Origin of the sequence: Sphingomonas olei (genome assembly GCF_045369765.1) — a bacterium.
GTDB classification, from domain to species: Bacteria; Pseudomonadota; Alphaproteobacteria; order Sphingomonadales; family Sphingomonadaceae; genus Sphingomonas; species Sphingomonas panaciterrae.
In genome coordinates, this window is record NZ_JBIQEU010000018.1 from 33,164 (window position 1) to 55,089 (window position 21,926).

Consider the following 21,926-nt stretch of genomic DNA (forward strand, 5'->3'; position numbering starts at 1 on the left):
TCACCGAAGCGGTCCCTGTTGTCGTTTCTGGCTATTCCGCGCATACTGCGTATAATGCGCGTGATCCACAGGAGGCACTGATGGCTGCTACCGCCAGTGACGAGACCGTCAATCTCACCGATTTCCACAAGACCCCGGGCGTCTACGTCGACAAGAGCCAGCTCGCGCCGGTCATCCTGACCAAGCGCAACCGGCGCTTCGCCGCCGTCGTCAGCGCCGATTACCTCGACCGCGCCGAAGCTGCGCTCCGCGCGATCCACGGCAATCGCCGGGTCTATACCGAAGGGACATTCCCGGATGACTTCGCGGCCCGTCTTGAAGCCTCGCTCCCGACAGAAGCCGAACTCGCCGACGATCGGTGGGAGCGTGAGCGCGTCGACACCGCCGCCTGAACCCGGCGATGTCATCAACTACATCTATCTGTTTGCCCATGAAGCGGCTGCCGGTCGTGACGAGGGCGTCAAGGAACGCCCGGTTCTGGTAATCGCGTCAGATGCCAGAGGCGTCGCGGTCGTACCCATCACGACGAAGGGGGAGGCGCGATCCTCTCGCAGCGACCGGATACCCGATCCGGTCGCCAAGGCTATGGGCCTGCCGCGCGCCGGCGAAAGCCACGTCGTCGTCAACGACGTCAACGATTTCGACTGGCGCGGCCATGATGTCATCGACCTGAGGACCGGCAGCTTCATTTATGGGCGGTGCCCCCCGACGTATTTTCAGAAGATCGTTCGTGCCGTCCAGGCAAGCGCCGTCCGGGTAACCGATCGACGCTGACCGTTGGTTACGCCAACCCGAAGGACGACGCCCGCAGACGCCGCCCGATTCGCTGACCGGACGGATAGATCATCACAATCGGCGATGATCTCGCAGCCGGGCGGCGCGTAAAGCCGTCGCTGTCCTGCCAGCGGGTATCGGCAGGCGTTTAACCCCGATGGCGATGAGGACGCCCAGGTCCGATGCGGTTGCCGGCGATCGCCCTGGCGAGGGTCGGCCGTCGGGCGACCTTGCGGCATCCGGTCTCCTTGCCGGTGCGTCGTCGCCCGGGCGCGGCCGTCCTTGTCGAGCTTCGGAGCGGCACCACGTCGGTCAGCGAGCGACGCTGGCGGCACGCCTGCCTTCGCGCCGGGTCGTTCGGGGGTACGGGTCAGGCGACCGACATGAGCGGTTCACGAGGTTTGTCCATGGCAATGCCTGCGGGAACCTTGGGCTGATCGACGGCCCATCCGCCGTTTCGTGTCACCTGCGCCGCGCCCCGGGGCCTCGCAACCCCTTTGGCAGGGCCGTGTTGCCGCGCTTCGCGCGGCTGCCCGCACCACCCCTGCAAAAGGGGTTCCCCTCCGGTCGACCAGGCCCGCCGCCTGCGCGCCGGCCCAGCTCGCCCTCCGGTGCGACGCCCCGAACCGCGACGCCCTTCAGGTGACACCGGCGGACGGACCGCCGACCAACCCAAGGAGGCAATGCCATGAACAACGTGAACCTCGTCGGCCGCCTGACCCGCACCCCCGAACTGCGCGAAGTCAATCGCGCCACCAGCGTCGCGACCATCTTCGTGGCGACCGATCGCCCGAAGCTCAACAAGGACGGCCACACCTACAAAGGCGACGACGGCTTCACCGTCAAGGAGACCGAATACCACAAGGTCACCTGCTTCAACGGCCTCGCCAAGGCGATCGCCGGCAACCGCAAGAAGGGCGACCTCATCGCCATCGAGGGACGCCTGCACTACACCCGCTGGCAGGACAGCGACGGCAACGACCGCTACGGCTGCGAGATCATCGCCGATCGCGCCGAGTTCTACTGACCGGCCAGCGAACCGGGCGGCGTCTGCGGGCGTCGCCCTTCGCGCATGCTTCATCATCGCCCGCGCAGGACGCCTCGCCCACGGTGCTTCGCACCGCGGCCTTGCGCCAGCGCGCGCTCACCTGAAAGGTCCGGCACCATGACCGTCCAGCGCGACATGTTCGACGGCGACCCGTTCGCGCCCGAGCCGATACCTGCGGCACCGGACCCGGTCGCTCGGGTCGACGAGCCGGCACCCGCCGGCGGCGACCACGACGGCAATGCCGTCGCGCTCGCCCCGCTGGCGGTGCCGTACGGCTTCCGCAACCGTCGCAATGAACCCTGCCGGCGTCTCGCCGAGCGACCCATCCTGATGAACGGCCAGCCCTTCGTCCATCGTGGTCACCAGCTGCTCCAGTGTCCGCGTTCCTGCTGGCTAGACGATGACAGCGCGGTCGAGCCGGACATTGCTGACCGGATCGGTGAAGATATCCGGTTCGCAACCGAACCGGATATCCAGACCGACCCGCACGGCGAGGACCCCGATGCCAACCGCGATCCAGACGACCCGGGAATCCAGGAGATGCCGGATTACGATGCCGGGGATGACGGTGGCGAGTATGAATGGGACTGATCCTGCTGATCCTGCTGTGCTGGCTGTGGGACGGCCGTAGAGGGGCAGGGCGGGGCGTCCCGCCTTGTGGGCGGGACCGGGCTCTATTCGGCCCTGGCGGGCCTCACGGAGCCCCCTGGCGGGGTCTCCGTAGGGTGGGCGCGAGACGCCTCTTTCGAGGACGCCCCAGCGCCTCCCCCCGAACCGTGCTTGCACCTTTCAATGCACACGGCTCTCCATTCTGTCGGGCATCCGCCCACCATGGTGTGCGACGTGACATTTGCGGCACAGAACGATGGTCCTGCGCCGCCGCGCCGATTGTTTCCACAGTGTCAGTTGGTCGCCCCGTTTGTCTTTCAGGCGGTGAGTATGATGCATCTCGAACGGTCCATCGGTATCGCCGCATGCTTGGCATTCTTCAGCGGTGAGGCGGGTAACGAGGTCGTTCGAACTCTGCGCAATGCGCGAGCCGACCGTGATGGTATCGACGATGGGATTGCCCCACGTCTTCACGATCAGATGTTTCAGCTTCCACACCTTGTGGACGCGCGGTTTGCCCCGGACCATGGTGGTGACACCATAGTCCGCCCCCATTTTCAGGGATTTCATGACCTGCCTTCTACTCGTACGCCGTCGACAGGCTATCGTCGCCAACAAGCTCCTGAACATGACCAGCTCAAGTTTGTCGAGCGATGCTTTTACGCCATCGGCGATCGCATAATAGTTGGCGAAGCCACAAAACTCCGAGTTATAGGCAACGATAATCTCCGCGACACTGGAGTCGAGGAACTGCGGACGTGCTCGGCCATTCCTCTTGTCGAGGTTGCCGAGCTTTTTCCGCCTGCAGAACCCATAGACCCGATTCCGTGGCACCCACAGCTTGATATTCCCCCGCGTTGGCCGACGAAGGACGCGACGCATCCCACCGCCGACCTTCTGTCGTCCCGCCATCGTGCCGGCGGAGCGCAACGTGAAGGCGCATACATGGAAGCCAAGGAACGGCGATCCCTTCGACGCATCGCGAACCCCGGTTTTCTCCGGTGATACCGCCAGATTGAGCCGCTCAGCGAGGAAGTGCTGTATATCGGCCATGATCCGGACGGCGTCCGCCTTGCTGCCGATCACACCGACAAGGAAGTCGTCGGCATAGCGGCAATAGCGCAGGCGGCGGAAGTTGGGGTCCATTTGATCGACGGATGATATTTTCCGTCGATCCCGATTGATGGCTTCGATCCGAGCCAGACAGGCCCGGACTTCTGCCTCGTCCGCGCCACCGGCACGGATTGCGTCGATCTTCTTACGAAGTGCGGCGATCTGCTGGCCCTGAGCAGCATAGGCAGGATTGGCCCGCCGTTTGACGCCCTTGTCGAAGCCCGCCCGCATTTCCTCCATGAACAAGTCAAGCTCATGGAGATAGATGTTGGCAAGCAAGGGCGAGATGACCCCGCCCTGTGGAGTGCCGCTATAGGTCCGTTCGAACTTCCATTCGTCCATGCACCCTGCCTTGAGCATTGTTCCGATCAGATCGATGAACACAGGATCATCGATGCGCCGGGCCAAGAGGCCGAGCAGGATGTCATGGTCGATGTTGTCGAAGAACCCGCGAACATCCACTTCGATCAGCCATTTCGCACCCGTCCAGGTTTTGCGGATCTCTTCGAGAGCCGTGTGGCAGGAGCGACCCGCGCGGAACCCATGACTATGTTTCGAGAACACAGGCTCATAGATCGCCGCGAGGATCATTCTCGCCGCCTCCTGAACGATGCGATCATCCGCCGTAGGGATGCCCAATGGGCGCATTTTACCATTGCCCTTGGGGATATAGACCCGCCGCACTGGACGAGGGCGGTAACGGCCTTCCGCCACGCGTTCGACCAAACGATCAAGCCTTGCCAGCGTCATGCCGTCGAAGGTCTGGCCGTCTACTCCCGGCGTCATGGCACCCCGATTCCGGGATACTCTGTCATAGGCCCGCTCATATAAGCAGCGGGACCGCATGAGGCGGTGGAGACCGTTGATCCGCTTGCCCGCCCTCGACAGGGCCGGAAGCTTCTCGATCCGTCTCAGGATAGTAGCGGTTTGCATCAGCAATCCCTTTCCTTTGATCCATCGAGGTTACAGAACTGCCGTCCTTCGCCCGGATGCTGCGGATTTCGACAAGGATCACTCCCGCTTATACCGCTGCTCCGTCCGCCTCGCGGCGGCTGTCCCGGCCATTACACCGGGCATTTGACTACTATGACGGCTCCGTCGCCATGCAGGTCCGAACAAGCCGTCCTGTTTAGGCGATCCCGCAGTTGCGCGAGTGAGGAGTCGCGGCGTGTTTAGGTGCCCCGTTCGTTTCCTTAATCCCCTTACCGGGGCTGCGCCGAGCGGACTGGCAGCGATTCACTGGGACGTGCTCCTCGCTCCGCTCGGAATGGTGTGACAACCGCGTTCACCATCGCCAACCTGATAGCCGCTGGAATCTGGGATTTAGACAATCCAGTCTTCACCATGCACACCTTGCCTGTTGGTCAACCGTCAGGTTGCGGCACCCGACTTCGATCCATTCCCCCGACATGCTATGGTCCCGTTTCCCTTTCGGAATTTCAGCCGGTTCATCACCAGCACCGGTAAGTCGGTCAGGCATAAGCTACGCCAGTAAGCTCAGTTCATTCGAACACTCCTTTCTTCTTCGCGCCACAACGGCGCACGCCCTGCGGGTGACGATCCCTATGCCGGCGCCGGGCGTCCTGCGCGCGGGCGGCGGCAGCTGGCTCGCCCTCCCGGGCTCACTGGCGCTGCCTTTGCGGCGCTGCGCCTGGCGGCGCATCACCGCCGCCCGTGCTCGGTCCGACCCGGCGTGCCCACCACAACATAATATTTTCTCTCTCTGTGATGAGGAAGTCTGGCATGCGGGGTTGGCGGGCCGTCAAGGACGCGCGGTCCCCCCAATTTTCACGCACCCTTCCGCCTCCGCTTCGCTCCGCCTCCAGGGCACGAGAAAATCGGCTCCCCCGCGCGCGAGCGTTAACCGGGGTCCGCGACCCTGCGGGCCGCGGCTTCCCGGTTAACGTCCCTGACCGCCCTGACCGCCGCATGCCGGATGAGATTCCTCACCGAGAGAAGGTGAGATTTTCAACTCATGGAGGCTATCATGACCAAGTACAGCAACTTCAACGACATGGGCCGCGCGATCAACGAGCGCCGCGCCGACGAGGACACCACCGAGACCTATCAGGGGGCGTTCATCGAGGCGAGCGAGATGGCCAAGCTTTCCATCGTCAGCGAAGCCGAGAAGCTGGACATGCCCGACCCGGAGCAGGCCGCGCACGCCGTCGAGCAGATGCTGGCGACGATGTTCGACGTGTTCCGCGACACCCGCATGGAAGAATTCGCCGCCGATCTCGCATGGGGTTTCGTCAACAGCTTCCACATGGTGGCCAAGCGCATCGAGGGGCGGGAGGATGACGCCGCCAAGAAGCTGGGCGACCTGGTGCGCAGCTACGACCCCTCGGAGATCTACGCGGTGGAACTCGAAGAAACCCAGCTGCTCTGCCAGACCCTCGAGAATTGCGCCGAGGCGATGCGCTGCATGCGGGACCACGCCGGGAACGTGTATCGCGTCGAGACCGGACGGCCCTTCTCGACCGTCCGCGGCAGCAGGGTGTCGTCCAAGCTGACCGCCTCGATGATCGACGGTGCCGACTATCTGGCGGCACGCGCGGCAAAGCGTCGGGACGAGCACAACCCGAGCGGCCCGATTGTCGCCTTCTCGGGCGGCATGGAATGGCACGACCACGAGCAGCTCTTCGAACGCCTCGACCAGATCAAGCGTCGCATCCCGTCGATGGTCCTGATGACCACCGCCATGAACAAGGGTGCCGACGCCATCGCAGCGTCGTGGGCGGCCTCGCGCGAGGTCAAGCTGGTGCGCATGTTCCTCGACAAGCGCCACGGCAACCGGGGCGGGTTCCTGCGCAACGACCGCATCGCCTCGCTGCGTCCCGTCGAAGCGATCGTCTGCGAAGGATCGGGCGTCCAGATCGACTTCGCGCGCAAGCTGCGAACCGCCGGCGTACCGCTCCACGTCTTCCGCAAGGACGGACAGGCGCCGGTGCAGCCCAGCCAGCGCGGCCGTCGCGCCTGACGCACTCACGGAAGGGCTCCGGGAAACCGGAGTCCTTCCCCTTTTTTACGTCGCCCTGGGCGGCGCTCCGGGGCATCGAGCCCCATCGCGCCGCGTGGGACTGACCTTGCGGTCGATCGCACCGCGTTGCCGGATCGACACGGCTCGCTCGCGGCAGGGCAATGCCGTCGCATTGCCGCTGCCTGCCACGCCTCGCCGGTGCCGGGATCGATCTGTCGCTCCGTCGCATCGCCTCGCTCGCTTAGCGGTCATCGCTGAGTGCGATGACCAGCGCGCTACGCCTCGGCCGATGCGACCCTTGGAAAACCCCGGTGCGACCCCGAAAGGGCTATCCTTTGCTCGCCTCACTACAGAATGGCATGCGGGTATCACGGGCCGTCGAGACTTCGCGATCCCCCAAATTTTGCGCTGCCCGTCCGCAATCGCTCCGCTCAGCGGACCGCCAGCACAAAATCGGTTCCCCCGCTCTCGAGCGTTGACCGGGATCCCTGCCTTCGCTGCGCTCGCCACGGCTTCCCGGTCAACGGCATCAACCGCCCTGAACACCGCATGCCGGACGGTTCGCGTCAGCAAAAGGAGAATGACATGACCGACCCCATCTCGAACGACGACTACGCACTCTGGGCGGACGGAACATGCGCGACGATCGGCGAGGTTCGCAGTGGCCACTACACCCACATGTCGGACGACTATGAGATCATCTCGTGGACCGACACCGCACGCCTGATCGAAATTGACGCGGTCGATCCCTGACGGAGGATCGGTACGGCTCGCTCGCGGCAGGGCAATGCCGTCGCATTGCCACTGCCTGCTACGCCTCGCCGGTGCCGGGATCGATCTGTCACTCCGTCGCATCGCCTCGCTCGCATCGCGGCCACGCCTGCGCGTGTCACGCTCGCTACGCATCGACCGTCGCGGCTCAGCCGGCGTCTCGACTGCGGCATCGGCACGGCTCGCTGGCGGGCGCGGCGATGCCGTCGCATCGCCTGCGCTGCCGCTGCGCATCGCGCCGTGCCGATGCGATCGAGTATGGGCTGACCGGCACGGCTCGCTCGCTTCACGACGATCCCTTCGGATCGCCGGTTCGCTACGCCTCGCTCGTGCCGATCGCACCCGCTTATCGACCGCGCCCGTCTCGCTCGCATCGCGGCCACGCCTGCGCGTGTCGCGCTCGCTACGCATCGACCGGCGCAGTCCGACCAATGCCCGGCTCGCTCGCGGTGCCGCAATGCCTGCGCATTGCGAGCACCAGCTACGCATCGCTCGGGCAACCGGTCCTGCGGACCGACCCATGACCCCGTGATCGGCCATGCCGATCCTGACGGATCGGAAGGGGAGGGAAACCGGGGATGATGGTTCCAATGGGAGACAGACCATGTCGATCACCTTCTTCCTCAGCGTCGATCGGAAAGCCGATGCCGCGCCCGCCGTCATCACCGCCCGCCAGCTCGCCGCGTTCCGCGCCTTCGCCCGGGAGCGTGGCCAGCTTCTCGAAGACGAGGACGATGACCCCCTGGTGTCGTGCTCGTTCGAAGCCCGCGTGTGCCCCTGGTCGCTCGCATCAATCTGCGCGATCTTCGATCACGACGTTGGTGTCATCTCCGTTGTCGAGGAAGCCCAGTTTCGTGGACTCAACGTCCGCTTCTGGCGCGACGATGCAACCCGCACGATCACCATGCACGTCGCCACCACGCCCGACGGCGCATCGGAGATCAACCTCGCCAACGGCAACGCCTATCGCGTCCTCGACGCGCTCCGGCTTGCCGACGACAATCGCGGCAGCATACCCATTACCGAATTGCGCGATACTCTGGGTCAGCCTTACGTCCGCCGCGATCTAGGCCACCTCAATGATGGCCGTTACCTCGAGCGGTTCGACTCGCTCGCGGCTCAGGCCGCTACCAGTGACGAGATACGCATGGTCTGGGGATAGCCTCCCTCCAGTCACCATCGCGTCGGGGGGCATCGGGCTTCGCCTCGATGCTCCCCATTCTTTTGCCTCAATGGACCGAAGCATCGCCAGCTTCGGCCAGGCATTGAAAAGGGGAGCGCCTTACGGCTGCTCCCCTTTTTTGCTTGATGGGCTTGAGCCCGCTCCTGCGCTGACCCGCTACGCGGTCAGGCGCTTCACGGTCTCGTCGATCCCGAGCTTCTTGATCGCCCCGATGATGGCGCTGAACTGGGCTGGATCGGCCTTCATCAGCCCCGACTTCTCAACCTCCTTCAACAACCCCGATCGCTCGCGATCGGCGAGTTGCTTGCGACGCTCGTTGAGCCGCTGTTCATCGGCCTCAAGCTGCGCCCGTTCCTGCTCGATACTCCGTGCCATTCGACATGCCTTTTCTGATCGTGAACCAGCCTCCATGTTGTACGATGCCAGCACCTACCCAGCTGCACAATAGCGACAACCATACTCGCTCGCTGGTCCGGTTTTACCGGACCAGCATGGGGCGACGGACACTGACCTGCGGCCAGGTCCGTCGTGGGGCGGGATTGCTCCGCCCAACCCCCTTCGGTCCTGCCCGATGATCGCCTGCCTGCGGCGCTTTCCCTCCCGGAGTCCGGTCCAATGATCGGACATCCAGCCATGATGCCACCACCACCGCGACAGTCCCTAAGGATTTGCACACCGTACGCGGCACGCCGCAGGTTAAGTGCCTGAAATACGGTCTGTTCACAGGGTGTGTCGTGTTCTCATGGTGGAAAAGCCTAGCCGGAGTTCGCTAACCCGTTGAAATAGCGTCTAGTTCGACGTTCTCGGCATGTAATACGTTTTCTATGGCGATGTCTGAAATCGCGTGTTAAACCTCCGGCTCCGAAATCCCCACCATCCACCAGTTGAGTGGATGGATCATGACTACACACCACGTCGGCTTCAGGCTTTCGAGTCAGGCTGTTGCGACCCTGGACAGCTTCGCGAAAGAGCGTGGATGCTCTCGCTCGGAGGCGTCCCGTTTAGTCTTTCATTTCGGACTTCCACTGGCGGTCGCGAGCCATTCCTTCAACGTCAGTCGCGTCCTGCTCATCCTAGAGCAACTGTCGGCTTCGATGGACCTCATCGTTACCCGCGAGCATCCCGACTACGCGGAGAAGATCATCGACATCGCCCAGGAGCGCGTGGAGGTTCACCATGCGCAGCGATGATATCCGGTTCAACGGTCAGGCGGCGACGGTAAAGCACCATTCAGCGCGGGGGCGGATCACCCGCAACTCCGGCAATTTCACCCGCGGTTCGCAGCTGCTTGCCAGCCAGTACAAGATGACCTGGGCGGGCCTCCAGGTGCCGATCTGGATCTGGCTCGGGACGTTCATCGTCCTGTTCAATATCTTCGTCTGGCTGGGCCTCGCCGAGCATGAGTTCCAGCTCGACCTGATGAAACTCTACTCGGCGATCTGGACATGGGTCGGCGCGGACAGATTCCACCTTATCAACCTGACCCTGCCCAACGGCGTCGTGACGAAAGTTCCGATCGGTTACGTTCCCTACGAGCCCCATGTCGTTCACGCCTGGGCTAAAACCATCAAAATCTTCCTGACGACGCTCGTCATGTCGGCTTTCATCGCCGCTCCGCTCATCATGTGGTTCATCATGTGGGCCAACAAGCGCGGCAGCGACATGCTCCAGGAACGCCATAACCGCGGCGCCCTGCTGGTCGAGCGAGATGTCCTCGTCAAAACCGTCAGCGGCCACAACCGGCGCAGGTTCCGAACCGAGTGCGCCGAGCACGAGCCCCCATACGTCCCGGAGCTGGTCGCCAAGGCTCCAATCCTCGATCGCATCGACCGGGGCATCCACGTTCCCTATACGATCGCCGGCATCCCCTATCCGTGGCGGCTCGAACAGAGCCATACCATGCTCATCGGCACCACCGGCACCGGCAAGACGACGCAGCTGCGCAGCCACGTCTCGCAGCTTCGTGCGCGCGGGCATCGCGCCGTCATCTTCGACCTTACCGGGGTGTTCGTGGAGACATTCTACAACCCCGAAACCGACGTTATCCTCAACCCGATGGACGAGCGTTGCGCGCCGTGGACGCTGTTCGACGAGTGCCGCAACTATGCCGACTTCGTGTCGGCCGCCTCGGCCCTCATCCCCTCGCATCCCGACGACAAGGAGCCGTTCTGGCAGAACGCCGCACGCATGCTGTTCATCGAGATGTGCCTGAAGCTTCAGGAGATGGGCGAGGCCAACAATGCCGCCATCGCGCATCACCTGATGCAGGCTGACCTGAAGTCGATCAACGCCAAGCTGGACGACACGATCGCGGCCCCGCTGACGACGGAGAAAGCGGCCCGCATGGCGGAGTCGATCCGATCAGTCCTGAACGTCAACGGACAGGCGCTGCGCTTCATGCCGGACCCCGTCCCGGGCGGCCCGCCCGCCTTCTCGATCCGCGACTGGATCGCGACCGACAATCGTGACGGCTCGATCATGTTCATTACCGGCTCGTACAATGACCTGGAGATGACCCGCGGCCTGTTCACGCTGTGGATCGACCTCGCGGTCAACAACCTCATGCGCCTGCCCAAGACGCGCGATCTGCGCACCTGGTATCTGTTCGACGAGGTACACGCGCTCCACGCGCTGCCCGGCATCGAGCATGGCCTCCAGTCGGCGCGCAACTTCGGAGGCGCGTTCGTCCTCGGCATCCACTCGTTCGACAAGCTGGTCGCGACCTATGGCCTGCAGAACGCGACCGCGCTCACCGGCCTCGCGCGCACCAAGCTGATCCTCGCCACCGCCGATCGCACGACGGCCGAGAAATGCTCCGAGTTCATCGGCAGCCGGGAAGTCCGTCAGATGGATGAGGCATACAGCTACGGCTACAACAATACCCGCGACGCCTCGACGCTCACACCGCGTACCGCGATCGAACCGCTGGTCATCCCCGACGACATCAACAACCTGCCGTCGCTCCACGGCTTCGTGAAGTTTCCCGACGGTTTCCCCGCTGCGCGGATCGAACTCAAGTACCGGTCCTATGCCGAGGTCGCGCCGGGGGCGGTTCCCCGCAAGAACTTCAAGCCGACCGAATACGTCTCGCCGGAAGACCGGCGTCGTCAGACCGCCCGGAACAAGGTCGCGGATGAGGGGGGTGAGGGCGGCCGGGAACATACCCCCACGCGGCCCGTGGGAGGCGTAGAGGCAAGGGAACGAGAACAGCCGGACCTGACCGCCGCTCAGCCCGAGAAGCCCCGTAGCGAGGCGGAGAAGGCGGCTGCGGCGATGGAGGTCACCGGGGCGCTGCCGGTGGTGATCGATCAGGTAACCGGGAAGGGCGTCACGACCAGCCCAACCGGCGCCGATGCCGTCCGCGCAGCGGAGCCAGCGGTTCCCGTCGCGTCCGAAAAGGTGCGCGACGCGCGGATCGGTCTGAGGCTTCCCGATCCGGGGGCGTCGCCAACGCTCACGGCAGGCCCGAACGCGCAACGATCGGACGCCGAACGACCAATGAGTGGCTCTGATCTCGGTCGGCAAGATGGCAACCGCCATGAGGACCAAGCGACCCGTGAGTTGCGCGATGGGTTTGCGACGCAGCGCGATCCCGATCACCACCATCGTCATCATGGCCCGGATCATTCGCCGGAGATCGATGACGACATGGACATGGGGATGTAGCCGATGCTGTCGGTCGCCTCCGTCAAATCCGCCTCCGGCGCGGCGCAGTATTTCGCCAAGGACGATTACTACACCGCCGAGCATTCGTCCGAGGCGACCGCCTGGGGCGGGGTGGGCGCGGCCGATCTTGGCCTCAAGGGCGAGGTGACCAAGGAGGACTTCGAGAAGATCCTCAACGGCGAGATGCCCGATGGCGAGAAGGTCGGGCAGGTCGAGGGTCGGCGGTTAGGCGTCGACCTGACATTCTCGATGCCGAAATCGGCGAGCGTCATGGCCTATGTCGCCGGCGACGCCCGTGTGCTCACCGCGCATATGAACGCGGTAAAGGCGACGATGGGCTGGGTCGAGAAGACCTTCGCCGAAGGCCGCACCTACGATCAGTCCAGGTCAGGGGATGCGGTGCGTACCGGCAACCTCGTCTATGCGCTGTTCCAGCACGACACGAGCCGCGCTCTCGATCCGCAGGGCCACATCCACGTCCTTATCGCCAACATGACCAAGATGGCGAACGGGGCATGGCAGGCGCTCCACAACCAGCAACTCTGGAAGAACAACACCACGATCGGCGCGGCCTATCACGCCCAGTTTCGCGCCGAGCTGGCAAAGATCGGCTACGAAACAAGCGTCACCGGCAAGCACGGCCAGTTCGAGATCGCCGGCGTGCCTAAGGAGGTGATCGACACCTTCAGCCAGCGGCGCGCCGATATCCTGGCGAAAGCCGGCGAGCTCGGTGTCACCTCCGCCGAGGCGTTGCGCAAGGTGACCAACAATACCCGCGACGCCAAGCTGAACGTCGAGGATCGCGATGCCCTGCGCCAGGAATGGCGTGACCGGGCGGCCGCGCTCGGATTCGACGGCAAGGCACTGGTCGATGCCGCGCGCGAGCGTGCCGGCACTAGCGGCCTCGATGCCCAGCCACGACCGATGGAGCGCCTCGGTGACGTCCTGGCCAATATCCGCGAAAGCCTGGGCGAGTGGTTCCGATCCGCCGATCCGCTCGTCGCCAGCGGTCTCGACCGACTGCGCATCGCGCCGGTGGATCTGCGCGCCCAGCACGCCGTCGCCTCCGCGATCCGCATCCATGCCCAGCGCGAAGCCGCGTTCGCCGTGCCCGACATCACCCGGACCGCGCTCGACCTCGGGCTGAAGGGTGTCACCGCCGCGCATGTCGACGCGCGCGTCTCCGAGCTCATCCGCAACGAGAAGCTGATCCCGGGCAAGGAGGACCGGATCGACGGCGTCGTCACCCATGTCACGACGCCCGAGGCGCTCGCGACCGAGCGCGGTATCCTTGCCGAGATCGAGCGCGGCAAGGGGGAGGGGCGGGTGATCGTCTCCGCCGACACCGTCATCGAGCGGATCAACGCCGCATCGGGCGACAAGGAACTCAACGCAGGCCAGATGGCGGCCGCGACGATGGCGCTGACCTCCGCCGATCGTATCGTCGCGGTCCAAGGCGTCTCGGGCGCCGGCAAGTCGACCATGCTGGCGAGCGTCGCGCGCAACGTCGAGCAGGAGGGCGGCAAGGTGGTCGGCCTCGCGCTCATGAAGGCGACCGCCGATCGCCTCGGCGCGGAAGCCGGGATCGAGAGCCGCACCGTCTCCTCGTTCGTCCACAGCTATGCCCGCCACGCGCTCGCTGGGAAGGGAGCGGGCTATGACGGCGCGCGCGACGCGCTCGCCGGCACGACGCTGATCCTCGACGAAGCCTCGATGGTGGGTTCCGACCAGATGAAGCACCTGGTCGGCATCGCCAATGCGCTCGGCGTCGATCGCTTCCTGATGATCGGCGATCGCCAGCAGATCACCGCGGTCGACGCCGGCAAGGCGTTCGCGCTCGCGCAGGCCGGCGGGATCACGATGGCGCGGATGGACGAGAATCTGCGCCAGCGCACCGAGCAGCTGCGCACCGTCGCTGCGCTGACCAACCGTGGCGAGGTGCGCGAGGCGATGGCGATGCTCGGCGACAAGGTCACCGCCAACCCCGAGCATGTGAAGGCCGCGGCCGAACACTGGCTGGGCCTAACCACCGAACAGCGCGAGACCACCGCGATGTTCTCCTCGGGCCGCGTCGCCCGCGCCGAGCTCAACGTGCGCATCCAGGACGGCCTCGCCGCAGAGGGGGCGCTGAAGGGCGAGGGCGTCGTTACGCCCGTCCTCGACAAGGTCAACGTCACGCGTGAGGAACTGCGCTACGCGCATACCTACAAGCCGGGCCAGGTGATCGACCTGCGCCATGCCATGCGCGAACTCGGCCTCAGCCCCGGCACCTATGACGTGCTCGGCGTCGACGCGAAGGGCCGCGTCCAGGTCCAGATCGGCAACCGGGTTCGGACCTTCGATCCGCAGAAGATATCGCCGGTCGACAAGACCGATGCGATGCAGCTCGCGCAGCGCGAGGAGATCCGGCTGCACGAAGGCGACAGGATCCGCTGGACGCAGAACGACAAGGACCGCGGCCTCAACAACAACGACATCGCCCGCGTCGTCTCGGCCGACCCGTCGGGGATCAGGGTCGAGGCGAGCGACGGCACGCTCCACGAGCTGAAGGCGGGCGATCCGATGATGGAGCGGATCAGCCTCGCCTACGCGCTCAACATGCACGCGGCGCAGGGCATCACCACCGATACCGCGATCGCGGTGATGAGCCACAAGGAATCTAACCTCTCCAACCAACGCCTGTTCAACGTCACCGTTACGCGCGTCCGCGACGACATCCAGCTGTTCACCGACGACCGCGAGAAGCTGACCGCCGCGATCGAGCGCAACGAGGGCAACAAGACCTCGGCGCTCGAAACCACCGGCGCGCTGACGATCGATCCCGATCGCGGCGCTGCCGGCACAGCGGCGAAAGCAGGCGCGGGCGAGACGTTCAACCCCTCGCTGCCGCCCGACCTCGATCGCGGACCGGAGAAAGTTGGGGGCGAGCCGAGCGCCGACGTCAGCCAAACCGTCGAGCGGCAGCCGCCCGATTTCAAGAACGATCCCTCCCTTGCAGCCGCATCGCTGCGGATCGGCGTCGAGAAGCCGGAAATCGAACTTCCCTACCCCGAAAAGGACATCGGACTGGAGCTATGAGCATGACCACGTCGCCACCGACCTGGGATCAGGTGATCGCCACGAAACATTGGCACGCCTGCGATCTCGACACCCATACGCTCGCGCAATGCAGCCAGCTCGCGCGGCGCGACGATGCGCTCGACTGGGGCGGCGAAACGCTCGCGATGGCCGCGATATTCGGCCTGACCTACGTCTTACTCCTGCCGCTCACCCGCGCGCTGCGTGCCCTCCGGGTCCGGCCCGAGCCAGCACGATGAGCCTCGCCGACCGCGACTATATGCACGGGGCTCCCCGCATCGGCCGGACCTCGCGGCTCGACACGCCGCCCTGCGATGCGATCGAGGGCGCGTCCGAGCATCTCCAACAGGCCCGCAGGAAGCCCGTGGAGCCACGGTCAACCGCGCCGCGCGTGCTCGTCCCCCTGACGCGCCGGCTGCGTCAGGCGGGGCTCCTGGAGGCCGTGGTGGCGGCTTTCACCTTCGCCTGGGCGGTCGGATGCGGAATCGTCAGCGCGTCGCTCCACACCGATGGTGGAATTTTCGTTCCGCCCGCAACCGAAGGTACGCCCGGTGGACGGTAGTTTCCCTTTTCGCTTCCGGCGCCAACCCGAGCCGACGCACGCGACCCTCACGATCGCCGAAACCGCGGATCTGACGGCAGCGGCGCTTGAAGCGGTCCGCGCCGGTGACGGGGGCCGGCTCGCGGTATTCGGCGATGGCGACGCGATCGCCGAACTCGCCGACCAGGTCCGCGACCAGCTGATCGACCCCGCGCGCGGCAACTGGGACTTCTTCGCAGACCATCCGAGCGACTATGCACGCTCGTCCGCGATCGAAGCGTTCCTTCCCGACGATCCTGACGTTTGCTCGGGCTACACCTGCGCTTCGCGCTATGTGCTGCTCCGCGCGATCCAGCATGCCGGCGATGAACCTGGTGCGACCCTTTCGGCCGTCCGCGATCTGATACGGGATCTCCCGCCGGAAGCCGTCGCAGAGGCGGCGGGACACGATTCTGGAAACGGTCACGCCCTGCGTTGGGGAATGACCGTGCTGGCCGGCGTGCGACGAGCGACCCACGCTTTCGCCGACCACGACCGGCTGATGCCCAGGATCTCCATCGCGCGCTGGCTGGCAGGATCGGCGTCGACCATCCTGTTCGTACGACGCGAACCTGGACTGACTTCGAGCGAGGTTGTCGCCGTCGAGGCCTCGCTGCGCGATCACGCGATGCTGTCCAGAATGGACGTGTTTCCCCTGGCTCTCCCCTCGCAGTCGATGGAGGTGGTCGATGGGCATCGATGATCGCGACTATATGCGCGATCGCTACCGCAAGCGGCAGGGGCTCGATCCCGGTGCGACGCAATGGAACGATCGCAAGGCACGGGTCGAGCTGAACCGCTTCGGGTTCAGGAAATCGGTGCCGCTGGGGAGCGCGAGCTGGATATCTGGCGGATCGAAAGGGTCGTGGTTCGAAGCCAGGAACAGGGGCCACGATTATCAGCGCGGTCGATGGCGGCCCCGCCCGCGCTTCACGCCGGCCCCTTACTGGCAGGCGCTGGGCGTCGGTGTTGCCATCGCACTGGTCCTTGCGGCCTGGGCCGGGCAGGGCCAGATCAAGCGCGCAACCTCCAGCCTGTTCGCGTCAATCGTGGGGACGAACACCGGTTTTCCGGAATCGGGAACGGTCGCCGTCTCCTCCAGCGTCGACCTGCGAACCGTCAGAAGCCACCTGACCATTCAGGGTGCGGCAGACAATAGCATCGTCCAGCTGCTCGATCCGGCGACGGCGAAGAACCGGCTGTCGGTCTATGTCCGCGCCTTCGAGCGTGTCACCGTGCCAGCCCCGCTCGGCCAATATCGCGTCCGCTTCATCCACGGCCGCGAATGGGCAGATTCTCGGACCTTCTTCGGCAGGGGCACGCTGCACGACGAGGTTGCCGGCGTGATGCTGTTCACGCGACGGGTCGGGCACACGCTCGATCTTCGTCTGGGGGCCGACAGCAATCTCGTGGTCCGGCGCATCGCCGCCAAACCGGCCTCGATCCAGTGACACTGTCCTTCATCCACGCGCGGGGATTTCGCATCGCACCGCCAGGACCGGCCCCCGCGCGCCGGCACGGCGATCAACCGGGACAGGAGACATGAGCAACTGGGATTTCGAGGAAATGGGCGAGTTCGGCTCGGATGCCGACGCAGACCGCTGGGCGAAGCGCAACAACATCGCCCCGCAGGATGTCCGCATTCGCCGCAAGGGGGACGGGGTTGAGCTGGAGGTCCGGCGCTCGGCGCTGGGCGACAGCAGCGCCCGCCACGATGACCGTCGCGACGGCCGACGCAACGGTTTCTTCTGAAAACGGCCAGGGAAGGAGTACACACGATGAAACTGAAGATGATCGCCGCGCTGGGGCTTGCCGCCCTCTCCGTGGCCTTGCCGTCGGCCGCCAGCGCGCAGTCGTCGGCGCCGGTCCTGCTCGCGATGGCGAGCTTCGCCGGAAGTCATGCCGGCACCGATGCCGCGCGCGAGGTCGAGGCGAAGAAGGCGCGCTATCGCGCGCACGCGCTTCACAACGGCAAATGCAAGGACTGCGCGGACTGTCCCGACTGCAAGGACTGTGACGAAGCCGCGAAGAAAGTTGCGGCGGACGAGGAGCGTGCCGGGATCTGCGATCCCGCAGCGCATGCGAAGAAGGCGGGCGCCGGTGCTTGATCGCACCCGCATGCTCGTCGTGACGGCCGCGCTCGCGGCCGTCACACCTTCAATGGCCCACGCCCAGAAGCTGGGGCAGGGCGGCACCGGCGTCGACGAGACGACCGCCGTGCCGCAATGCCAGGTGCCGCTCGGCGTTGCCGCGCTGGTTGAGGAGAAGGCCGCCAACCCGGCCGATGGCCTGTCGCCGCAACTGCAGGCGCTCATGCGCATGGCGGAGATGCAGAACGGCGGTTCGACCGCGCGCGTCGACGCGCTGCCACTGGTCAAGCTGATGATCGCGCGATCCAATTGCTTCCGCGTCGCCGATCGCGGCGAGGCGTTCAGCGCGCTCGAACGCGAACGCGCGATCAATGGCGGGACTGCCACAACCCGGCCTGTCACCAAGGCGGATTATCTGATCGAGGTGAAGGTGGTCTATTCCGACGCCAAGTCGCGTGAGAGCGGGGGCGGGGTCGGCGGTGTGTTCGGCGGGGCGGTCGGGCTCAAGTCGAAGACACTCGAAAGCCAGGTGCTGATGACGCTGGTCGACGTGAACACCGGCATCCAGGAAGCGGTCGCCAGCGGGTCGGCGCGCAAGAAGGATATCGGCGTCGTGGGCGGTGGGCTGTTGCTCGGCCTTGGCGTGGGTGCGCTCGGTGGAAGCTACGCCTCGACCGACATCGGCAAGATCACCACGCTGGCGACGCTCGATGCGTTCCGCAAGCTGATCGAGGATGCACGGCCACGGCTCGAGGCGAGGCTGGTGCCGGCCAAGCCGCCCGCAATGGTGCCTCCCGCCTCCGCGCCGCTACCGGCGCAGGCGGTTCAACCGCTGCCGCAGCCAAATCCGGGAACGCCGAAACGATGATCCGCAAGAAATCGACCCGCGCGGCCGAGATCGCATTTGCCGACGAAGTGATGGCGTCCGACGAGTTCGCGGCTCTCCCCGAGCGCGTGCGATCGACGGTGCGGAACCATCGCCAGGGGATGCGGGGCGAGCGCGAGACCGCCTATATGCTCGATCACCAATTCGGGCCTGACAACGACCGCAACCTGCTTATCCACGATCTGCGCCTGCCGGACGGGCAGGGCGGGTTCGCGCAGTTCGATCATATCCTGCTGTCGCGGGCGTCGCGCACCGCCTCGATCTTCGAATCCAAGAACTACTCTGGCCGGATCTCGAAGAACGAGCATGGCGAATGGATGGTCTGGTATCGCTCGCAACGTCAGCCGCAGAACATCCCCAATCCGGTCGAACAGGCCAAACGACAACGCAAGGTGCTGCAGGCGTGGCTGAAGCGAAAAGGGCATGACAGGGCGTTCGCGGAGGTCGGCGTATTCGTGTCCGTTCCGCCCACCGCGATGATCGACCGTTCCAAAATCGGCAGCGACGAGCCGATCTACAAATGCGACAACCTTTACAAAGCCTGGGTGCCGTTCGGCGGGTCATCGCCCCTGGGACGAATGTTTTCGACCGGCGTCACCGCCGCGCAGATGGTCGAGATCGCCGACCAGCTCATCGCCGACCATGTCCAGGAGGGCGATATCTATACCCGCCTCGGCATCGTTCCTGACAGCACGGACGCCGCCGATACGTCTCATACCGGCGACCCGTCTGGGCCGATCAACATGCCCATCGTCCAGGCCGCGTCTGTGCCGGAATTGCCGCCGTACGTCGAGGCAGAGCCTGTCACTGTTCATCCGGCGCAAAGTCCCTCCACATCGGTAGCGGTTGAATGCACCGTTTTGGAGGTATCGCCCCCTGCCAAGGCGGTTCCCGTCAAGGCGGGCGCACCTATCGAGGTATGCGCCGGGATCGTCGAGCGGACACTGCCAGATGGCCGCATCGCATTCCGGGCCGCGCGCGACGATGAGATCGGCAGGGAGGTTCTTTCCGCGTTGTGCAAGGGCAAGGCGATCTGGAACCCGAGATTCTCCAACTGGATCTGCGTGCCCGACGTCGCCGACGTGATCCGGGCTGCACTTCCCGATGCGATCAGGGTCGGCCACGTCGCATGAATATGATCAGCCTGCCCCGGCCCGAATGCCCGTATTGCCATGAGGCGATGCGCCGCTGGCCGCTGGGGCAGCACATGCTGGTCTGCGACACCTGCCGCCGTCCGATCGTGCGCTACCTCGCTGCGCCCTCGCGTCGGATCTTTCGGCTGCGCCCGCTCTACAGCGTCATCAACGCCATCGCGCTGTTCATTCTGGTCGCGACCTTTCTCGCCATCGTGATCGCCCGCGCCGACATCCGGCATATCATGCTGGCCGTCGCGATCCCCATCGCGATGTTCGGCGCGAGCGATATCGGCGATGGCTGGCTGTCCTGGCGTACCTCGCTCGATCGAGGGTGGAACCACCTTCGCAAGGGTCGCAAGGCGCGGCTGATCGGGCTGGCACGCGCAGCGTTCGGCATCGCCGGCTGTGCTGTCGCCATCTTCGGGCTACTTGCCTACGGCGACATGACCACTCCACGAAAACCGCTTGCCCATCAGGCTGGTCGGCCATGATTCCCTTCTGCCTGATCCTGGGCGACAGCACCGCGGTCGGCACGGCGCAGGCATTGGCAGCACAGGGCATACGCTGCGAGGTTCATGCGCGCGTGGGTGCCGGTTCGGCCGAGATCGAGCGGCGGGTGAGGGGCGCTTCGGCCGCCACCGTCGCCCTCATCGCACTCGGGTCGAACGATGCCGCCAGTCCGGCGCTCCCAACCAACCTTCTTGCGCTCAGGCGGCGAACCACCGCCGTCAAGGTGGCCTGGCTTGCCCCCTACGACCTGCGCGCGTCATCCATTGTCACGTCGATCGCGGCACGTTTCGGCGACACCGTCATCCCGCTGCGGGCGCAACCGAGCCGGGATGGCATCCATCCGGTCAGCTATCGCCCCGTCGCCAAGTCGCTGCGGTGGGGGGCGGTCGCCCCCTTCAGAGCCGGCGTAGCGCCGGCGCCGATCGCGCGCGCGACCGTGCTGGTGATGAGCAGCCCACTCGGGTCGTGATCGCCATCTTCATGCCGCGAGCATCGGTCGCCGGAACCGAACGGCTCGACTCAATCCCGCTGGAACAAATCCGGCCCATATGACAGGCTGAACGTCATGGACCATCGCATCACCCACACCTGCGGCCATGAGCAAACCCATTTCATTGCCGGGTTCGCGTCGCAGCAGGAGCGCAAGGCCACCTGGCTGCGCACGACGGTCTGCGGCGCGTGCTACCGCAAGCAGCGCCAGGAAGAGAACGAGCGCGACGCCGCGGCCTCGCAACAAGCCGTTGCCCATCTGTCGCTGGCGCCGCTCAACGGCTCGGAACGACAGGTCAGCTGGGCAACGACCATTCGCGCGAAACGGATCGCCTTGCTGCGCAAGGATCAACCTCTCGATAGCGTCGAAACCGGCGCGGCGCTGCTCGGCATCGCGGACGCCAAATGGTGGATCGACAACCGCGACGCGACCGACGCGCAGTTGCTCGCCTCGGCAGGGGTGGCTCAGGCTCCCGGCTGAACCGGCGTCGTCACCGCATTCTTCAGCGGCGCGGGCTTCTTGCCGTCAGGCAGCGTCCTGCGGAGGTGCTCGTGGACGATCGCAGCCGAGAAGGGCTTCGGGATGAACGTCGCCTTCTCGGGCATGTCACCCGGATTGGGACGGATATTGCCGCTGGCGATCACGATCTCGATCCAGGGCCAGTGCTGTGCGACATGACGCGCCAGCGCAAAGCCGTTGATCGATCCCGGCATCTCGACATCGGAGAACAGCAGGATGGTGTTGTCGGCCTGCTCCTCCAGCAGCACGATCGCGGTATCGCCGTCCATCGCCTCATGACAGCGAAAGCCGGCGTCCTCCAGGATCAGCGTCATGTCCATCAGGATGATCGGGACGTCATCGACCGCGAGCGCGAAAGGTACGGTCGAAGTGTTCATCACCTCTACAACCGCCTGTATCTGTAGGCGCTTGCAATCGTAACTGGCGCAGTAGATGTCGATCATCGCGGACATCATCCTGGCCAACTCGCGTGTGGTCGGCGCATTTTCCCACC

The 21,926-nt window shown here is 65.2% G+C and carries 24 protein-coding genes; 21 read left to right on the top strand and 3 right to left on the bottom strand.

From position 1 onward, the window contains the following. Positions 1-80 precede the first annotated feature (80 nt). The 4 genes from ACH0BU_RS15110 to ACH0BU_RS15125 all read left to right on the top strand — a co-directional run bounded on the left by ACH0BU_RS15110 (position 81) and on the right by ACH0BU_RS15125 (position 2,413). Positions 81-392, top strand: coding sequence for a prevent-host-death family protein (locus ACH0BU_RS15110; RefSeq protein WP_016510718.1), 312 nt, complete (start codon positions 81-83; stop codon positions 390-392). Next, entirely contained in the window at positions 367-774 is a 408-nt protein-coding gene (locus ACH0BU_RS15115) for a hypothetical protein (protein ID WP_035386729.1), read from the top strand. The genes ACH0BU_RS15110 and ACH0BU_RS15115 overlap by 26 nt, the downstream gene beginning before the upstream one ends. A 688-nt stretch (positions 775-1,462) precedes the next feature. After that, positions 1,463-1,801 (top strand): single-stranded DNA-binding protein, encoded by a 339-nt coding sequence (locus ACH0BU_RS15120; RefSeq protein ID WP_010409121.1) that lies wholly within the window; start codon positions 1,463-1,465, stop codon positions 1,799-1,801. A gap of 138 nt (positions 1,802-1,939) precedes the next feature. Next, the gene (locus tag ACH0BU_RS15125) at positions 1,940-2,413 is read left to right on the top strand and encodes a hypothetical protein (RefSeq protein WP_037447312.1); all 474 of its coding nucleotides are present in this window, start codon (positions 1,940-1,942) and stop codon (positions 2,411-2,413) included. A 198-nt stretch (positions 2,414-2,611) separates the two neighbouring features. Here the strand turns inward: ACH0BU_RS15125 and ACH0BU_RS15130 are convergent, their stop codons facing one another. Continuing rightward, on the bottom strand, positions 2,612-4,330 hold the full coding sequence (locus ACH0BU_RS15130; RefSeq protein ID WP_239024946.1) for a reverse transcriptase/maturase family protein: 1,719 nt from the start codon (positions 4,328-4,330) through the stop codon (positions 2,612-2,614). A 1,201-nt stretch (positions 4,331-5,531) separates the two neighbouring features. Between ACH0BU_RS15130 and ACH0BU_RS15135 the strand changes: the two genes are divergently transcribed. The 3 genes from ACH0BU_RS15135 (at position 5,532) to ACH0BU_RS15145 (ending at position 8,457) form a co-directional block, all read left to right on the top strand. Continuing rightward, on the top strand, positions 5,532-6,524 hold the full coding sequence (locus ACH0BU_RS15135) for an SLOG family protein (RefSeq protein ID WP_037447491.1): 993 nt from the start codon (positions 5,532-5,534) through the stop codon (positions 6,522-6,524). 585 nt (positions 6,525-7,109) lie between these two features. After that, a complete protein-coding gene (locus ACH0BU_RS15140) occupies positions 7,110-7,277 on the top strand; it encodes a hypothetical protein (RefSeq protein WP_156028549.1) in 168 nt (55 codons plus the stop codon). Between the two features lie 556 nt (positions 7,278-7,833). Continuing rightward, the gene (locus ACH0BU_RS15145) at positions 7,834-8,457 is read left to right on the top strand and encodes a hypothetical protein (RefSeq protein ID WP_066711003.1); all 624 of its coding nucleotides are present in this window, start codon (positions 7,834-7,836) and stop codon (positions 8,455-8,457) included. Between the two features lie 177 nt (positions 8,458-8,634). On the opposite strand, the gene ACH0BU_RS15150 is transcribed toward ACH0BU_RS15145, so the two are convergent. Next, positions 8,635-8,853 carry a hypothetical protein gene (locus tag ACH0BU_RS15150; RefSeq protein ID WP_037447303.1) on the bottom strand — a complete coding sequence of 73 codons (219 nt, stop codon included), beginning with the start codon at positions 8,851-8,853 and terminating at the stop codon, positions 8,635-8,637. 524 nt (positions 8,854-9,377) lie between these two features. On the opposite strand from ACH0BU_RS15150, the gene ACH0BU_RS15155 reads away from it, so the two are divergent. The 14 genes from ACH0BU_RS15155 to ACH0BU_RS15220 all read left to right on the top strand — a co-directional run bounded on the left by ACH0BU_RS15155 (position 9,378) and on the right by ACH0BU_RS15220 (position 21,394). Then, the gene (locus tag ACH0BU_RS15155; protein WP_016509826.1) at positions 9,378-9,668 is read left to right on the top strand and encodes a hypothetical protein; all 291 of its coding nucleotides are present in this window, start codon (positions 9,378-9,380) and stop codon (positions 9,666-9,668) included. Further along, positions 9,655-12,144, top strand: coding sequence for a type IV secretion system DNA-binding domain-containing protein (locus tag ACH0BU_RS15160; protein ID WP_037447302.1), 2,490 nt, complete (start codon positions 9,655-9,657; stop codon positions 12,142-12,144). Before ACH0BU_RS15155 ends, ACH0BU_RS15160 begins: the two co-directional genes overlap by 14 nt. Positions 12,145-12,147: 3 nt before the next feature. Beyond that, positions 12,148-15,222 (top strand): MobF family relaxase, encoded by a 3,075-nt coding sequence (gene mobF / locus ACH0BU_RS15165; RefSeq protein WP_016509811.1) that lies wholly within the window; start codon positions 12,148-12,150, stop codon positions 15,220-15,222. Between the two features lie 2 nt (positions 15,223-15,224). After that, the gene (locus ACH0BU_RS15170) at positions 15,225-15,461 is read left to right on the top strand and encodes a hypothetical protein (RefSeq protein ID WP_037447296.1); all 237 of its coding nucleotides are present in this window, start codon (positions 15,225-15,227) and stop codon (positions 15,459-15,461) included. After that, positions 15,458-15,784 (top strand): hypothetical protein, encoded by a 327-nt coding sequence (locus tag ACH0BU_RS15175; protein ID WP_037447293.1) that lies wholly within the window; start codon positions 15,458-15,460, stop codon positions 15,782-15,784. Before ACH0BU_RS15170 ends, ACH0BU_RS15175 begins: the two co-directional genes overlap by 4 nt. Next, positions 15,774-16,505 (top strand): type IV secretion protein, encoded by a 732-nt coding sequence (locus tag ACH0BU_RS15180; protein WP_035386407.1) that lies wholly within the window; start codon positions 15,774-15,776, stop codon positions 16,503-16,505. The genes ACH0BU_RS15175 and ACH0BU_RS15180 overlap by 11 nt, the downstream gene beginning before the upstream one ends. Beyond that, positions 16,492-17,253 (top strand): hypothetical protein, encoded by a 762-nt coding sequence (locus ACH0BU_RS15185; RefSeq protein ID WP_037447284.1) that lies wholly within the window; start codon positions 16,492-16,494, stop codon positions 17,251-17,253. Before ACH0BU_RS15180 ends, ACH0BU_RS15185 begins: the two co-directional genes overlap by 14 nt. Before the next feature lie 91 nt (positions 17,254-17,344). Further along, positions 17,345-17,554 carry a hypothetical protein gene (locus ACH0BU_RS15190; RefSeq protein WP_010409146.1) on the top strand — a complete coding sequence of 70 codons (210 nt, stop codon included), beginning with the start codon at positions 17,345-17,347 and terminating at the stop codon, positions 17,552-17,554. 38 nt (positions 17,555-17,592) lie between these two features. Continuing rightward, positions 17,593-17,910: a hypothetical protein gene (locus ACH0BU_RS15195; protein WP_131818623.1), complete on the top strand. Its 318-nt coding sequence runs from the start codon at positions 17,593-17,595 to the stop codon at positions 17,908-17,910. After that, on the top strand, positions 17,903-18,760 hold the full coding sequence (locus ACH0BU_RS15200; protein ID WP_010409149.1) for a CsgG/HfaB family protein: 858 nt from the start codon (positions 17,903-17,905) through the stop codon (positions 18,758-18,760). The genes ACH0BU_RS15195 and ACH0BU_RS15200 overlap by 8 nt, the downstream gene beginning before the upstream one ends. Then, entirely contained in the window at positions 18,757-19,911 is a 1,155-nt protein-coding gene (locus tag ACH0BU_RS15205; protein WP_010409151.1) for a nuclease-related domain-containing protein, read from the top strand. Before ACH0BU_RS15200 ends, ACH0BU_RS15205 begins: the two co-directional genes overlap by 4 nt. After that, positions 19,908-20,405: a hypothetical protein gene (locus ACH0BU_RS15210; protein ID WP_010409153.1), complete on the top strand. Its 498-nt coding sequence runs from the start codon at positions 19,908-19,910 to the stop codon at positions 20,403-20,405. Before ACH0BU_RS15205 ends, ACH0BU_RS15210 begins: the two co-directional genes overlap by 4 nt. Then, positions 20,402-20,893, top strand: a complete 492-nt coding sequence (locus ACH0BU_RS15215; RefSeq protein WP_010409155.1) for an SGNH/GDSL hydrolase family protein — start codon at positions 20,402-20,404, stop codon at positions 20,891-20,893. The genes ACH0BU_RS15210 and ACH0BU_RS15215 overlap by 4 nt, the downstream gene beginning before the upstream one ends. 96 nt (positions 20,894-20,989) lie before the next feature. Then, the gene (locus ACH0BU_RS15220; RefSeq protein ID WP_010409157.1) at positions 20,990-21,394 is read left to right on the top strand and encodes a hypothetical protein; all 405 of its coding nucleotides are present in this window, start codon (positions 20,990-20,992) and stop codon (positions 21,392-21,394) included. Here the strand turns inward: ACH0BU_RS15220 and ACH0BU_RS15225 are convergent. Next, a complete protein-coding gene (locus ACH0BU_RS15225; RefSeq protein WP_307718164.1) occupies positions 21,379-21,876 on the bottom strand; it encodes a response regulator in 498 nt (165 codons plus the stop codon). The genes ACH0BU_RS15220 and ACH0BU_RS15225 overlap by 16 nt on opposite strands. Positions 21,877-21,926: the final 50 nt, after the last annotated feature.